The 13,410-nt window shown below is 60.8% G+C and carries 13 protein-coding genes; 3 read left to right on the forward strand and 10 right to left on the reverse strand.

Translation table 11 applies throughout. The features are described from left to right. Position 1 precedes the first annotated feature (1 nt). Complete coding sequence (locus tag Q0367_RS04940; protein WP_298981129.1) at positions 2–598, forward strand: triacylglycerol lipase; 597 nt, start codon at positions 2–4, stop codon at positions 596–598. A 21-nt stretch (positions 599–619) separates the two neighbouring features. Here the strand turns inward: Q0367_RS04940 and Q0367_RS04945 are convergent, their stop codons facing one another. Beyond that, the gene (locus tag Q0367_RS04945) at positions 620–1,765 is read right to left on the reverse strand and encodes an adenylate/guanylate cyclase domain-containing protein (protein ID WP_298981130.1); all 1,146 of its coding nucleotides are present in this window, start codon (positions 1,763–1,765) and stop codon (positions 620–622) included. Positions 1,766–2,019: 254 nt separating this feature from the next. Here Q0367_RS04945 and Q0367_RS04950 point away from each other — a divergent pair, with 254 nt between their 5' ends. After that, positions 2,020–3,123, forward strand: coding sequence for a GAF domain-containing protein (locus Q0367_RS04950; RefSeq protein ID WP_298981131.1), 1,104 nt, complete (start codon positions 2,020–2,022; stop codon positions 3,121–3,123). 70 nt (positions 3,124–3,193) lie between these two features. On the opposite strand, the gene Q0367_RS04955 is transcribed toward Q0367_RS04950, so the two are convergent. The 9 genes from Q0367_RS04955 to Q0367_RS04995 form a co-directional block, all read right to left on the reverse strand. Next, positions 3,194–3,976 (reverse strand): L,D-transpeptidase, encoded by a 783-nt coding sequence (locus tag Q0367_RS04955; RefSeq protein ID WP_298981132.1) that lies wholly within the window; start codon positions 3,974–3,976, stop codon positions 3,194–3,196. Positions 3,977–4,151: 175 nt separating this feature from the next. Then, entirely contained in the window at positions 4,152–4,793 is a 642-nt protein-coding gene (locus tag Q0367_RS04960; RefSeq protein ID WP_298981133.1) for a nitroreductase family protein, read from the reverse strand. An 803-nt stretch (positions 4,794–5,596) separates the two neighbouring features. Then, positions 5,597–6,835, reverse strand: a complete 1,239-nt coding sequence (locus Q0367_RS04965) for a glutamate mutase L (RefSeq protein ID WP_298981135.1) — start codon at positions 6,833–6,835, stop codon at positions 5,597–5,599. Positions 6,836–6,839: 4 nt separating this feature from the next. Beyond that, positions 6,840–7,619, reverse strand: a complete 780-nt coding sequence (locus Q0367_RS04970; protein ID WP_298981137.1) for a hypothetical protein — start codon at positions 7,617–7,619, stop codon at positions 6,840–6,842. After that, complete coding sequence (locus Q0367_RS04975; RefSeq protein WP_298981138.1) at positions 7,612–8,835, reverse strand: zinc ribbon domain-containing protein; 1,224 nt, start codon at positions 8,833–8,835, stop codon at positions 7,612–7,614. Before Q0367_RS04975 ends, Q0367_RS04970 begins: the two co-directional genes overlap by 8 nt. Positions 8,836–8,839: 4 nt before the next feature. After that, a complete protein-coding gene (locus Q0367_RS04980) occupies positions 8,840–9,481 on the reverse strand; it encodes a hypothetical protein (protein WP_298981139.1) in 642 nt (213 codons plus the stop codon). Between the two features lie 18 nt (positions 9,482–9,499). Beyond that, complete coding sequence (locus Q0367_RS04985) at positions 9,500–10,042, reverse strand: hypothetical protein (RefSeq protein ID WP_298981140.1); 543 nt, start codon at positions 10,040–10,042, stop codon at positions 9,500–9,502. Beyond that, entirely contained in the window at positions 10,039–10,380 is a 342-nt protein-coding gene (locus Q0367_RS04990; protein ID WP_298981141.1) for a hypothetical protein, read from the reverse strand. Before Q0367_RS04990 ends, Q0367_RS04985 begins: the two co-directional genes overlap by 4 nt. Before the next feature lie 111 nt (positions 10,381–10,491). Further along, a complete protein-coding gene (locus tag Q0367_RS04995; protein WP_297640091.1) occupies positions 10,492–11,382 on the reverse strand; it encodes a YitT family protein in 891 nt (296 codons plus the stop codon). A gap of 234 nt (positions 11,383–11,616) precedes the next feature. On the opposite strand from Q0367_RS04995, the gene Q0367_RS05000 reads away from it, so the two are divergent. After that, entirely contained in the window at positions 11,617–13,410 is a 1,794-nt protein-coding gene (locus tag Q0367_RS05000; protein WP_298981142.1) for a glycosyltransferase family 39 protein, read from the forward strand.

A 13,410-nucleotide genomic window follows, 5' to 3' on the forward strand; every position in this document is an offset into this window, starting at 1 on the left:
GATGGCCCCCGCATCCATCCCCGTCGTCCTCATTCCCGGCTGGATGGACACCGCCAGCAAGATGGAGGCGATGGCCAAGCACCTGAAAAAGCAAGGGTTTTCGCCGGTCATCGTCTCGCCGCAGCCGAGCGATGGCTCGGCGCCCATTGAGACGCTCGCCGCCCAGGCGCTGGCGGAGATCGACGCACAACTTGAGCCGGAGGGTGCGTTTGATTACGTAGGCTTTAGCATGGGCGGCGTCATCGGTCGCGTCATCTTGCACTGGTTGGGCGGCAAGAAGCGCATCCGCCGCTTTGTCACGATTTCCACGCCTCATCGGGGGGTGTACATTGCGCAGTGGACCTGGCAGCCTGCTCTGCGTCAGATGCAGATGGGCGGTCCTTTCATCGAGGCGCTGAACCAGCATCTCGACGATTTCACAGACGTTCCCCTCCTCTCCATCTGGACGCCGCTCGACCTGACGATAGTGCCGCCCGACAGTTCTGTGCTCCCCATCGGTGAGTCGCTTAGAGTGCTCAATCCGGCGCATGCATGGATGGTCTACGACCCACGCGTCCAGCAGGCGGTGGCCGATTTTTTAAGGCGGGGTTCGACCTGAAGGAGATGGCCTCGGAATTTGCTACATCGACGTCGAACGTACGGATTCCGCCGCCAGCTCGTTGAGAGAGTGATCTTCCACAGCAAAGACTTCGATGGCGGCTCTTCGTCCTTTAAATTGACGCGCCCCCAGGGGGACAAACTCAATAGACTCCCAGGGGGGCGATGGCTCGCTGAAATGTCTGAGCGTGTCCACCGTGACCAAAATTTGATTCGATTCACAGGACTCTTCCAGGCGCTTGGCCAGATTAATGGCGTCGCCGATGGCTGTATAATTCATCAGGACGGAGGCGCCAATGTTGCCGACGACGGCTTCACCGGTGTGGATGCCGATGCGCGCAGAAAGGCGATGCATGCGGTCTTGATTGCGTCTGCACATTTCCCGTCGCATGGCGATTGCGCTGCGCACCGCGCGTTCTGCATGATCGACGTAGGTCGTCGGCGCATTGAAGAGCGCCATGAACCCGTCGCCCATGATTTTATCCATAAAACCGCCATGTTCGATGACGATGTTTGTGAGAAAGGCGTAGTAGTCGTTCAAAATCTGCACGACATCGTCGGGCGGCAACGTCTCAGAGAGAGAGGTGAAGTCAGAAAAATCCAAAAAAAGTGCGGTCACCGTTTCGCGGACGCCCCCCAGACGAGGCGGCTGTGGGCTGCTGAGCAACGTCTCCACCAGCGGCTTCGCCATATATTGCCGCAGCCGCTGGTTGGCTGCAATCAACTCCGCCTGGAGATTGGCGTTGCGTCGACGCAGACGAACTTTGTCCATCACCTGACGAATGCTCAGGCGGATCGTCTTGAGACGAAAAGGCTTGTTGACGTAGTCATCGGCGCCCCCGAGCATAGACTTGACGGCGAGCTGTTCTGAGGTCAGCGCGCTGACCATGATGATGCCGGCCATTTTGTCGCGTTTGCGAAGCTCGGCGAGCACCTCTAAGCCATCCATCTTGGGGATCACCACATCCAGCAACACCAAATCGGGGCGAACTTCGTCAAATATTTTGACGGCCTGTTCGCCGTCGGTGGCTTCGTACAGGTCGTGACCGTCGGCCTGAAGCATGCGACGCACGAGTTGCAGGGTGGCGGGTTCATCGTCCACCAACAGAATTTTCAAGGGCTGCGATCCCGTCAGCTTGGGCGAGTCCAGCAAAGTGTCGATCACCATAAACACGCTCTGAGAACTGGAGTATAGTCTGTTTACATATTAGCTTATATGTAATACGATGTAGATTGCAAACCCAAAAAAGAATTCGGAGGTTGCATTTGACTTCTTCCGGCGTTGTCTCCCTGGCAGGATTAATTGGAGATCATCTGGCCCAAATCGAATCCGCCTTGAACGCCGCCGCTCCATCGAACTCCGGCAGAGCAGGGGACGAAACGGCTGTCGCCCGTTTTGCGAAGGAACAGTCTCAAGGCTACATGGACGCAACGGATCGCGCCGCCATTCTGTCGAGCGTGCGCGAGCTGCAACGGCTGTTTGACCGACTCCTGTTTTTGGAGAAATGCACGTCGCTTTTTGCGGCTCCGCTGTCGCTTTCCGAAGAGCTTAGCCAGCTGATGGATGCGCTCTGGCAACGGCACTCCCTGGCATTCGCCGCCTTGGTGTTGGGTGAAGCCGAACTCGGCCCTTATTTTTATCACGATCTGCGCGGCGTCCTCGATGCGCGCCGCTATTTGAAAAAACAATGCCCTTTGCCGCTCTGGGGTGAATTGGCGCATGCGTTGGTGCGGCCTCTGGACCCTGAAGAGCCGGATTATCTGTTGATCGACGACATCGCCAAAGAGGAGCGCCCCAAACCCGAGGAGTTTCCCTGGATGCCGCGCAGAGGCTCCGTCTTGTTTTTGCCTTTGCGCAAGGAGAACGTAGCGATCGGCGCCCTGATCTTAGGCGGCGGCGCCCCTCATTATTTTGCCGATCCCGAATTGCGTCTGGAATTGGTGGAATTCGCCCAGATTGCCGCCCGGGTTGTCATAAGCGCTCAAATTCAGGAAGAATTGCAGGAGCGCTCCGGCCAGTTGGTTGGTCTTCAATTGTTCACGCGGTTGCTCGCTGCTTCGCAGTCTTCGCCCAGAATTCTCTCCATCGTCCTCAACGGCATTGCAGAGCTGATGCGCGCCACGACGGTTCTGATCGTTTTTCATCGTGCGTTGATCGGCGATGCGTTGCATCGGCTTGCCATAGAGACGCCCGGCGCGCGTAGCCTTCACGATCTGATCTGCGTCAGTCGCTCCGAGAGCGACCCGTTGCTGTTGTTGAGCCAGCTGCAGAAGCTGCTGATCTGGACGACCGACGCGGGTCAATCGCTCTTCCTCGACCCTTCCCAACCGTTGGAGTCGCCGGAGAATCTTTATTACAATGAAAGTGGTCAGGCGTTGATCACGCCTATCACTGTTGGCGACGCTCCCCTTGGCGCCATCTACATCGAAGCCGCCGCTGACGCTCCAGCCTACAGCGAAGAGGACATGGTCGTCATGCGCACCGCCGTCAATATGGTGGCTATTGTCCTTCAACAGGTTGGTTGAGCAGCCGGTTCGTCATCATCTGTACAGAGGCTGAAGCCGCCCCCGCATCGTTGACGTCCGTCCGAAGTCTCTATTCATGCACAATCACCAGCGTGCCAGGATTGTCCGGTGTGCTCCGGAACCAGGTGGTCTTGCCGTCCCAGACCGGTCCTGCCCAGTCAAAGAGCCATTTGGCGTCCGCATTGGTCATGTTGATGCATCCGCGGCTCTTGGGCCTGCCAAAATCGCTGTGCCAGTAGGTGCCGTGAAATGCATATTCGCCATAGAAGTATTGCACCCACTGGACGTTCGGCAAATAGTAGTAAGAAGCGCCGCTGCCTCCCGACATGGTCTGCGCGCGCACTTTCATTCGGATGCGAAATTCCCCTGTGACCGTAGGCGTTCTCGGCAGACCGGAGGAGATCACGAAGCCGCGGATCGCTTTGCCGTTTTCATAGGCAATTGTCACCTGTTCGCTGAGGTCGACGCGAATCCAGCGATCTTCATCGGGCATCTCGATTGGGGTCAGACGGGAGAGGAATTCTTCCGTGGGAAGAAAGGCGGTGGTGCGTCTTTCGATGTCGTTCATCGGCGCTCGTTTGATCAATGGGCCCACCAACGGCTCTGTGAATGGCAACGGCGGTTTTTCCACCGGGCGCGGAAGATTGGCCGTGATGGGGAAAAGAGGCAGGGTGGAACCGGGCGCAAAGGCGCCGTTGCTGTAAGGGGAAGGCGCCGCTGCGCGTTCGTCGGCGCGCGCAATTTCCCCTGTTCCACCGATGCCAATCGTCAGCAACACCAGAGCGAGGGTGCAGCGAAACAAACAGTGCAGATGAATAGACCGCCAACGTTCTGCAAATTTTTTGAAATTCATTCACGCATCCTTCTCTGTTGTTGAGAATAGATTTGCATCATCTCTTGTTATATTGTAACGCTTCTTTCCGTTGGGCGCCAGCACGGAGGGAAAAGTCTCCAGGGACGAGCATTCTGTTCCGGCGAGCCGCAACAAAACATGATCGAATGTAAGCAGCAGTGAATGCACGCCACCTCTATGATTGAGGTTGCGCCTTGCTTACAATCTGCGCCGGCTCTCCCCAGCGCCCCTCGAAGACAAATTCGCTTAACGGGCGGCGGCTGCGCGGGTTACGTTCGCGCTCCCGGTTCTTTTCATCGAGCATCTCAGGGTCGCCCAGGTAACCGATCGCAATCGCTGTGACCGGCTCGAAATCTTCTGGGATGGCGAAGCGCTGGCGCGCTCTCTCCGGATAAAAACCGCCCATCTGATGCACGTACAGGTCAAGCGCCGTAGCCTGCAAGGTCAGGTTCATCACCGCCAGCCCGACGTCGTAGAAAGCATGTGCATTGGGATGGCCGCTGCTGGTCGTCATCTTTGCAACCGCAAGCATCAGCACCGGCGCCTGCGCCGCCCAAGATGCGTTGCCTTCCTTCAGCACTTCGACCAGCGCAGTGTGCGCCTGGGTTCCCCGCACGCCAAGGAGAAAGCGCCACGGCTGCCCGTTGCCGCTCGAAGGCGCCCAACGCGCCGCCTCCAACAGCGAGAGCAGTTTTTCCGGCTCGACCGGACGATCGGCGAAAGCGCGCGGACTCCAGCGCCTTTGAATCAACGGATGCACCGGGAAATCGGTGGAGGCCAGTTTCACGTGGCTCGAAGTTGCAGTTATTGTTGTCATGCATTCTCTCCGCGTCTGCACCTGTTTTTTTACCACTAGAAGTCACACAGTTAGGTGAAACCTTTTCATAAAACATGACCTTCCAGGAAGCTGGATGGAATTCAGCAATTCTTCCCCCCTCTCCCAGCCTTGGGAGAGGGGCCGGGGGTGAGGGCATCCCCACGGCTTCGGGCCTGTCAAGAGCCTGCGGCTGCGAGCCGCAGCTACGGTGAATCTGGAGCATCTGCTGCGAGCCGCAGCGACGGCGCTTCCTTCCCCCTCTCCCAGCCTTGGGAGAGGGGCCGGGGGGGTGAGGGCCTTCCCCCTCTCCCAGCCTTGGGAGAGGGGGCCGGAGGGTGAGGGCATCCCCACGGCTTTGGGCCTGTCAAGAGCCTGCGGCTGCGAGCCGCAGCTACGGTGAATCTGGAGCATCTGCTGCGAGCCGCAGCGACGGCGCTTCCTTCCCCCTCTCCCAGCCTTGGGAGAGGGGCCGGGGGTGAGGGTCTTCCCGCAGCTCCAGGGTCTGCCGAGGGTCTGCGGCTGCGAGCCGCAGCTACGGTGAATCTGGAGCATCTGCTGCGAACCGCAGCGACGGCGCCTCCTTCCCCCTCTCCCAGCCTTGGGAGAGGGGCCGGGGGTGAGGGCTCTCCCCTCTCCCAGCCTTGGGAGAGGGGCCGAAGGGTGAGGGCTGCACCTTACCACCACCGCCGCCTGTTTGCTCAATCCACTCTATCGATCGCCGGGTTAACTGCGCACCTCCTATCACTACATCAAAAGCTATTTTAGTGAAGAGGGTTTGTCGCAGCGGGTCTGTAGCGATGCGTTCATTTGGTCGATGTAAGATGAGAACCATACATACGCAACAGGTCGTTGCGCAGCACCTGCAACATCGCCTGCGGCGCGCTTTGGCCGACGGCGGCGACCATCGGCGCCATGCCGCTGCGATCCCACCAGAAGAGCTCGGGCTGCGCCCATAAGGAGGTCGGCCATTCGCCGCTGACGAGCTGCAACGCCGGCCATTGCGCCAGCGCCGGCGGGCGAGTCTGAGGCTCAACAAAACGCATTTTTATCTCCGAGCGGCCATGCGTCGTCCACACATGCAACCACCAGAGCGGTGCACAGTAAAGCCCATGGAGTTCCGGCAATCCATGCAGCTCCATCCACACCCGCACCAGGCGCGCAAAGGCGTTTTCCTGACCGATCAGTTGACCAGGCGGAGTGATCCATTGACTCAGCGCACGCAAACCGAGCGTCCGGCGGCTGAGTCGCCAATAATAGAAGTTGCACGCCTGCGCCAGCGCGGTTTTCTGAATGACTCCGGGCGCGGGCTGCACGTTGGCGACCGCCTCCATAGCGCCACCGCCCGCCGTCTGCAGCGCCTCCGCTGCATGAGGCGCCGCCCAACGATTGCCAGCGTATATGACGACCGGGCGTTGCGTCGGCGCCAACCGACTCAACGTCTGTCCGAAGATGCGGCTGAGCTCCACGAGGGAACGGTGCGTTGCGGGGGCGGGGTCATCAAAACCGCCGACGATCACCAGCATGTCGGGAGCCGCCGTCACCAACGCATTGGTCAGTTCGGTGACGCTGAGGTCGGCGTCGAGCGCTGTGCTGCCGATCACATGGGCGGGCGCACTGCACAGGGCTTCATACGCAGCGGCCATGCTCTGCGTCGGCGAGAGACCCGCCACCCAGACGCGCACATGAGGACGCGGGCTGGCGGCGACCGCAACGTGGGACAGCGGCGGAAAGCGCACAGGGTCTGGGCTGTCGAGCAACGGAGAGGCGGCTGCAACGTCCACCAGCAGCCGTCCCAGCCGGTCGCCCATCTGACGACAAAGGCTGACGGCGACCGTCGCCAGATTCTCGCCTTTGCGGTGGGGCGAAGCTTTCCAGGCCGCTAGACGATAGACGCCGTTGACGTTTTCCAGCAGGCAGGCGCGCACCTGATTCACCTCGACGCCCAGGGCCAGGATTGAACCGTCGTTCGCCGTTGCGCCGCCGCTTGCGGGCGCTTCCCGCTCATGGCCGGTGGGCTGCACAGAAATCGATGAATGCGCCATTGTTTCAGGCTCCGGTTGCAATGCGCCACCAACGCTCCAGCATTTCGCCCATCGGGGTCGACTGAAGCGTAGACGACCAGTGCGTCAACTGTGCGGCGAGCAGGCTCAGGCGAGACGCCAGGAGCCGGGCAAAGAGCGCGCCGGCCGCCACCCACAGCGCGCGCTGGCCAATCCAGAGCCATGCGCGCAGGAAGTGTTGCAACCACACCGGCTGCTGCGCCAGATGCCGCTCCGCGTCGACGACAAAGAAGAGCAAAGAGGCGATGGTGACAACCAGCGTCAAGACGCCGGCGGCGAAAATGGTCCACTCTGCGTTCCAGTTCAGGCCGTTGCGCGCAGTGGAGAGGAACTGAGGCGCCAACGTGCCCTGCACTGCGCCGATAAGAGCGACCGCGACGCCGATGGAGACCAACCCCAACGCCGGCGCAGCGCCGAGCGCGCGTAGCCCGCGACGCCACCCGCCGCTTCGCCCGGAAGACGCTCGCCCTTGGGCAAAGATGCGCTCCAGACCGGCGACGGCCATGATGAGCGCCAGCAACACCGGAATCCAGTTCCACGGTTGCCCCTGAGGATCGGCGCGCAAAGCCATCGCCAGGCGAGATGAAAGGATGCTTTGCCAGGTCACGACGACGGCGTAGCCCAACACCGCGCCCACCAGCACATGTTGCGCCAGCCTAGCCAACAGATGGTCGCCCAGCAAGGCGCTGAAGATGAGGAGTGTAAAAACAAAACCGATCCAGAGTCCGGCGGCGCTTCCCCACTCCGGCCCCATCAGGCTATCCATGCTCTCTCCCTCCTCGCAGCAGCAGAGCCAGGTTGCCCAACGCAACGATCAATAGGATCGTCAGGGCGCCGTACTGTTGAACGGCGAATTGGAAGCGCATTCGGTTCGGCTCCACTGGAGCAGGCGTCTCGTCAAGAAGGTGCACGTAGTGATAAGCGCCGTCAAATCCACTGACGAGGCCGACGAGCTGTCCACTCTGCCAATAGGGGCGCAGCGGCGGGTCTGCACCGGCGGCGGTGACCGCCACCACCGGCGCCCGATTGAGCGGCGCCACCTGCTCGAGCCAATGCTGCACATCCTCCGGCTGAGCCGCCAGCACTATCGCTAGCTGGCTGCGCACAGAGCCGAGCGAGGGCAATGCGACGGCGCCTCCGGGCAAAAAACGCACATCGACCGCCGGCGGCACGGGAATCCCTAACAAATCGACGCCGCGCATTTTGGCGAGAGAGGCGAAAAGGCGTCGTGCGGTCGCCGGTCCATTGGGCAAGAGCGAGACGATGTCGAGGACGGCCTGTCGCCTCTGCAAATGGCGCAACACCGGCGCAGCGAGCAGCTCCATCTCGCCAGCCGTCGCCGGATCATACGCCCAAAGCACCTGGACAAGCGCACCGGGAGGCAGCGCTTCGATGGCTTGAAAACCGGACTCGACGCCTTCCCAGCGAACAGGCTCGCCAGGCGAAGGGGATTGGCCCAATAGCAGCGGGAGGATTACGCCCATGCCCATCAGCAGGAAAATCCAGGGGAGCCAGAGTTTAGGGAGTTGCGTCGCAGCTTGCTGCACTTCGGCGCCGACAAACGTCTCCTCCGCCATCCACTGTCGCACCTGGCGCATCTGGGTTGCGTTCAGAAGCGACTCCGCCGGAATGGGCGAGGGAAGCGACGCGCCTTGCTCCTCTGGAAGGGCGGCGATGCGCAGCGGCTCGAGCAGCCCCTGGACGCCGCTCACCAGCCGGGCTGCAGGCGTCGGCGGCGTCATCTCACTGCTGACGTCCAACTCCTCCTCTTCAAATGGGACGTCGTCATCGCCCAGGAAGTGGGGGTCCAGCCAGGGCTGCTCACCTTCGGCGCTTGAGGGCTGTGCACCCGCTGCAGCCGGTGCGTCCGAGGTCTTGCCGACGTCCGCGTCCGGTGTGCGCAGATCGGCCCCGCAGCGATTGCAAAAGTTCGCTCCGACGCGATTGGAAGCGCCGCAGTGTGGGCAGAGGAGAGTCGCCATGCGTTCAAGTTCTTCGCAGCAAGAGTCGGATTCCCGTCACAAGGAGAGCCAGGCCGCCGCCCAAGAGGACCCCGCGCAGCGCCGCCATCACCGGCGCGTCCAGGAGCCACTGAGTTGCGTTCGCCAGCCTGCCCCTGATTTCGCCCAGTCCCAGCGCTGCGCCGTCGAAGGGCGTCTGCACCAGCAGAACCAGGAGAAAGCCCAACAGCATCCAGGCGCCTCCGCGACGACCAACGCGCAGATGCTGGAAAGCCGCTGCAGCCATGAAAAAGACCAGCAGAGCGTACAGCGCAGCCTGTCCCGGCGCAATCAGGGCGTCGAAGATCCAGTCGAGCAGGGGGTTGACGACGCCAGCGGGGCTGAGCAGGCCGGCGCCGATGACGGCCGTCAGCACCGCCAACAACGCCAGGCTCAGCATCCAGTCGCGTTGCCCGAGGAGGATGCGGCGAACGTGCAGCCAGACCACATTGGCGACGCCCAGAAGCAACGCCACGCCCGCCAGCAAGATCACCCATTCAAAGCCAACTTCGCGCAGGGAAGTCGCCCCCGGCGCGATGTCCATACGCGTGACGCCGACAAAAATCAATGCGGTCAACAGCAGCACAACGAACAGCCAGGGGGTGCGCACAGAAGCGGGACGTCGCATCCGTTTTATCCAGATCAACTATGTCAACGCTGCAACCAACAGCAATAGGAGCGCCAGGATAACGCCTGCCCAGGCCAACCAGTCATCGCGTCCTTGCGCTGCTGCAAAGCGACTGAGCGGCGCAACCTCCCATCGCTCCGGCGTCCCTGGGTTGCCGGCAGGCCCCGCTTCCATCTGCGCCCACGCAGGCAATGCGCCAGGGCGCCGGAAAAAGGGCGAACGTCGTGCGTCCCAGACAGCGCAGGCGGCGCGATGGGTGGCGACATCAGGCGCAGTGTAGATCACGGCTGTAGGCGCTGTGCGTTGAGGCATGTTGAGCGGTGGCTCGCGCCAGAGCGCAGCCAGCCACAGCGGACTCACGCCTCCGATGAGCAAGGCGGGCGTAGTCAGGTCTCGGCGCTCGGCGTCGAGCAGCGTCAGCGCAAGGATGGCGTTTGCGCCGCTCAGTCCGTCGCCGAGCGCATCGACGATGAAGATGGGCGACTCGCCGACCTCCTGCCCTAGATCGAGCCACTGGCGCCAGGCCTCTGCGATGCTCTGCGAGCTTCGTCCTTGGTTCATGTGGGCCTGTCATCCTGCTGGATTGCCGTCTCCAGCGTCTGGCGCAGCTGCAGCAGCGCCTCCTCATCGTCCAAAACAGCGGCCCAGGCGTTCAGCTCATCAAACCCTAGCAGGCTCGCCATCGGCGCAGCGGCGACGAGCGTCTGCCCGGCCAGAAAGCGCAGCGGCCGATGCGCATCCAAAAAGAGCAGAAGAGGCAGGCTCAACCGCCAGCGTTGCGTCTGTGCAATCAGGCGCTCCAGCGCCTGCGAAGAGGACATGAGAATGCTCCGGCGCTCCTGTGTAGAGCGGTTGGGTCGAATCAGGTTCTCCATTGCTTTGCTGCCTTGCGTCGCCATAGGTTGCGTCTTGAAACGTTGCTGACAAAATTCGAGCGCCAACGTTGTCCGTAAACGTTGTTCATTATAGATTCGCAACGATAAAACCGAAAACGAAGGTGCTTCGGCAACTCAGTCGCTGGAGCGCAACTCCGTGAAACCCTCTCCCAACGCCTCCTGCGTAATGCCGATGACAACGAAGGCGCGCGGATCGTGTTTCGCCACCAGCCGCTTCAGGTCGCTCACCTGAGGGCGATAGATCGTGCACATGACGACGGTGCGCGGCTCGCCCGTGTAGCCGCCCACCGCCTGCCAGTAGCTGACGCCGCGTCCAAGTTCGGCGATGAACGCTTGTGTGATCTCTTGCGGGCGGGTCGTGATCACCATCGCCGTGCGCGCTCGACTTGGGCCTTCGAGCACAAAGTCGGCGGCCTGCCCGTTCAAAAGCAGGGTGAGAATAGCGTACAGCGCAATCTCCCACCCGAAAATGACGCCCGCCGCCAGGACGATCGAGCCATCCACAAACAGGTAAATCTGACTCAGCGAGAGGCCGGTCTTCACCTGCAAAATGCGCCCGATAATAGCGGTGCCGCCGATGGTGGCGCCGGCCAGATAGATCAGCCCGCCGCCGATGCCGCCCACCAACCCGGCGTACACGGTGCTGAGCAAAACGTTCTCGGTGATCGGCCAGCGGACGAGCAGAAGCGGCAGGTATTCGTCCGCCAGGCCAATGGCGGTGGAAAAGACCACCACCGCCACCGCGGTCAGAATCAAAAATCGCCAGCGACCGAGATAGAAAAAGCCGAGCACGAAGAGAGGAACGTTCATCAGAAAATACAGGGTCGAGATCGGCCAGCCGGTGAAATGGTTGATCAGGATGGCCACGCCGCTGACGCCGCCTGCAGCGATGTTGTAAGGCGCTTGAAAGAGGCTGAACCCCAATCCCGCCACCGCTGCGCCGACCAGGATCAGGGTCAGACGCCATAGTTCTTCTGCGATCCGAGCCCAACGAATTCGTTTCATCCGCTTGATTCCTTTCGCTGTTTATGACGTTTTGCCAACATCTTCCGACAAGTTTTAAGCTTGTGCCTACATGGCGGCGTTTTCTCTTTCCAGGAAGCTCCAGGCTTTTTGGGAATGGCTTGATGGAGACGTTATGGCGTTTTCGTCGCCATTGGCGCCGCCATGCGCAGCGCTTTGTTGGAAGATGTTGGCACGGTTTGGCAAAGAAGACAACTTCCCAAGAAAGCTTCGTGCATGCAATCCGTTCATTCTTCTTTTACACAGAATTCCGCTTTTACACAGAACTCCGCGCAGACAAATCTGGGCGCGCGAACGACTCCGGCGCTTGCCGGGGCGACGCGATGGCTGCTTCTCTTCATCATCGCGCTTGGCTTTGCCTTGCGCGTGCATCGGATTGACGAGAAGGGCCTGTGGCTCGACGAGGCCTTCAGCGTATGGATGGCGCAGCACACGCTGCCGGAGCTAATCGACTGGCTGGTGCGCATCGATCAACACCCGCCGCTGTACTACATGTCGCTGCATTGGTGGCTCTGGTTCGGCGAAAGCGCAGCGCATGTGCGCATGCTTTCCGCCCTGTTCGGAGCGCTCGCGCTTCCGGTGATTTTTCTGATCGGTCGCCGCCTCTCTGGGAGCGCCGTCGGGCTGGCCGCTGCGTTCATTTTGGCGATTGCGCCGTTTCACGTGCGCTTCGCTCAGGAGGCGCGCATGTACGCGTTGCTCATGCTCAACGCCAGCCTGGCGACGTTGGCGCTCGTCTATCTTCTCACCGATCCGCGTGCGTCGTCTGCGACGATAGGACGGCAATTTGCGGAGCATTTCCGAACCTGGCGGGCAACGCCTCCGACAAGACAGGGGAATGTCTCGCATGAACGCAAAGTGAAGCTTACTTCCATCCGCACCGATCTGGCCTGGCTCGCCTATATGTTGTTCACTGCACTCACCGTTCTGACGCATAACACCGCCGTCTTCTTTCCGATTGCGGTCAACCTCTTTGTGGTTGGATGGATGCTGCAAAAGAAAGTTTCTCGTGAGTCTAGCGCCGACGCCCCTCAAAACACAAGAACGCAAGCCGACTCTCCTCGACCCGACGCATCCATTGTCTCCCCACCTTCTGACAACTCTCCAGCGCTATTCGCCTCACTTCCTCCGTTTTCCCCGCCGTCGCTCTCCAACTGGCTCATCGCCCAAGTCGGCGCCTTCCTGCTCTGGAGTCCCTGGTTGGCGCCCTTCGTGATCCAGAGCATCGGCGTTTATGCCGAGTTTTGGATTCCTGCGCCAACTTTGTGGACGGTGATAGGAGCGATGCAAAATTTGCTCTCGGCGTTCTGGCCGCACCATGGCATGGCAGGCGCGTTGGTGTGGAGCATGTATGCCCTGTTGATTGCGCTGGGTTTCAATCATCTGCGCAGACGACCCGCCATTGCGTTTTTTCTTCTCGCCCTTCTCCTTACGCCCTTCATCGGCGAATGGTTGGTCAGCCTGCGCCGGCCGATCTTCTATGACCGCACGCTGATCTGGACGACGATTCCGCTCTATCTCCTGCTGGCCTTCGGATTGGCGCCGCTGCGCTTCCGCCCTTCCCTCTTTTTCATGGGGGTGGTGGCGCTGGCGGCGATCCAGGGCGCATCGCTGCGCGAGTACTACGACAACTTCCAAAAAGAGCAGTGGCGAGAAGCCGCCGCCTACGTGGCCCAGCATGTGCAGGAGGACGACCTGATCCTGTTCAACGCCACATGGGTGCAGATTCCATTTGATTTTTATTACAAAGCGTACCATCTCCCGACCGAGCGCCGCGGCGTCCCGGTTGACCTTTTTGACCGTGGCGTATTAGAGCCTAAAATGATGGAAGACGACCTGCCGCGGCTGCAATCGTTGGTGCAGAACCGCAAGCGCGTCTGGCTGGTCTACAGCCACGACTGGTACACCGATCCGCAGAAACTGATTCCGACCGCTCTAGAGGAGAAGTTCAGACTGCTCGATCGGCGTCTGTTTTATGGTGTAGATTTGCGCCTCTATGGGGCGCCTTAA

It is taken from the genome of uncultured Caldilinea sp. (genome assembly GCF_937128415.1).
In the GTDB taxonomy this organism is placed as follows: Bacteria; Chloroflexota; Anaerolineae; order Caldilineales; family Caldilineaceae; genus Caldilinea.

Bases quoted from the DNA above. Each gene is read 5' to 3' on its own strand.
- Q0367_RS04955 (WP_298981132.1), bottom strand. From the start codon at position 3,976: ATGAATTTCAAAAAATTTGCAGAACGTTGGCGGTCTATTCATCTGCAC.
- Q0367_RS04995 (WP_297640091.1), bottom strand. From the start codon at position 11,382: ATGAAACGAATTCGTTGGGCTCGGATCGCAGAAGAACTATGGCGTCTG.
- Q0367_RS04980 (WP_298981139.1), bottom strand. From the start codon at position 9,481: ATGCGACGTCCCGCTTCTGTGCGCACCCCCTGGCTGTTCGTTGTGCTG.
- Q0367_RS04970 (WP_298981137.1), bottom strand. From the start codon at position 7,619: ATGGATAGCCTGATGGGGCCGGAGTGGGGAAGCGCCGCCGGACTCTGG.
- Q0367_RS04975 (WP_298981138.1), bottom strand. From the start codon at position 8,835: ATGGCGACTCTCCTCTGCCCACACTGCGGCGCTTCCAATCGCGTCGGA.
- Q0367_RS04940 (WP_298981129.1), top strand. From the start codon at position 2: ATGGCCCCCGCATCCATCCCCGTCGTCCTCATTCCCGGCTGGATGGAC.
- Q0367_RS04985 (WP_298981140.1), bottom strand. From the start codon at position 10,042: ATGAACCAAGGACGAAGCTCGCAGAGCATCGCAGAGGCCTGGCGCCAG.
- Q0367_RS05000 (WP_298981142.1), top strand. From the start codon at position 11,617: ATGCAATCCGTTCATTCTTCTTTTACACAGAATTCCGCTTTTACACAG.
- Q0367_RS04990 (WP_298981141.1), bottom strand. From the start codon at position 10,380: ATGGCGACGCAAGGCAGCAAAGCAATGGAGAACCTGATTCGACCCAAC.
- Q0367_RS04950 (WP_298981131.1), top strand. From the start codon at position 2,020: ATGGACGCAACGGATCGCGCCGCCATTCTGTCGAGCGTGCGCGAGCTG.
- Q0367_RS04945 (WP_298981130.1), bottom strand. From the start codon at position 1,765: ATGGTGATCGACACTTTGCTGGACTCGCCCAAGCTGACGGGATCGCAG.
- Q0367_RS04965 (WP_298981135.1), bottom strand. From the start codon at position 6,835: ATGGCGCATTCATCGATTTCTGTGCAGCCCACCGGCCATGAGCGGGAA.
- Q0367_RS04960 (WP_298981133.1), bottom strand. From the start codon at position 4,793: ATGACAACAATAACTGCAACTTCGAGCCACGTGAAACTGGCCTCCACC.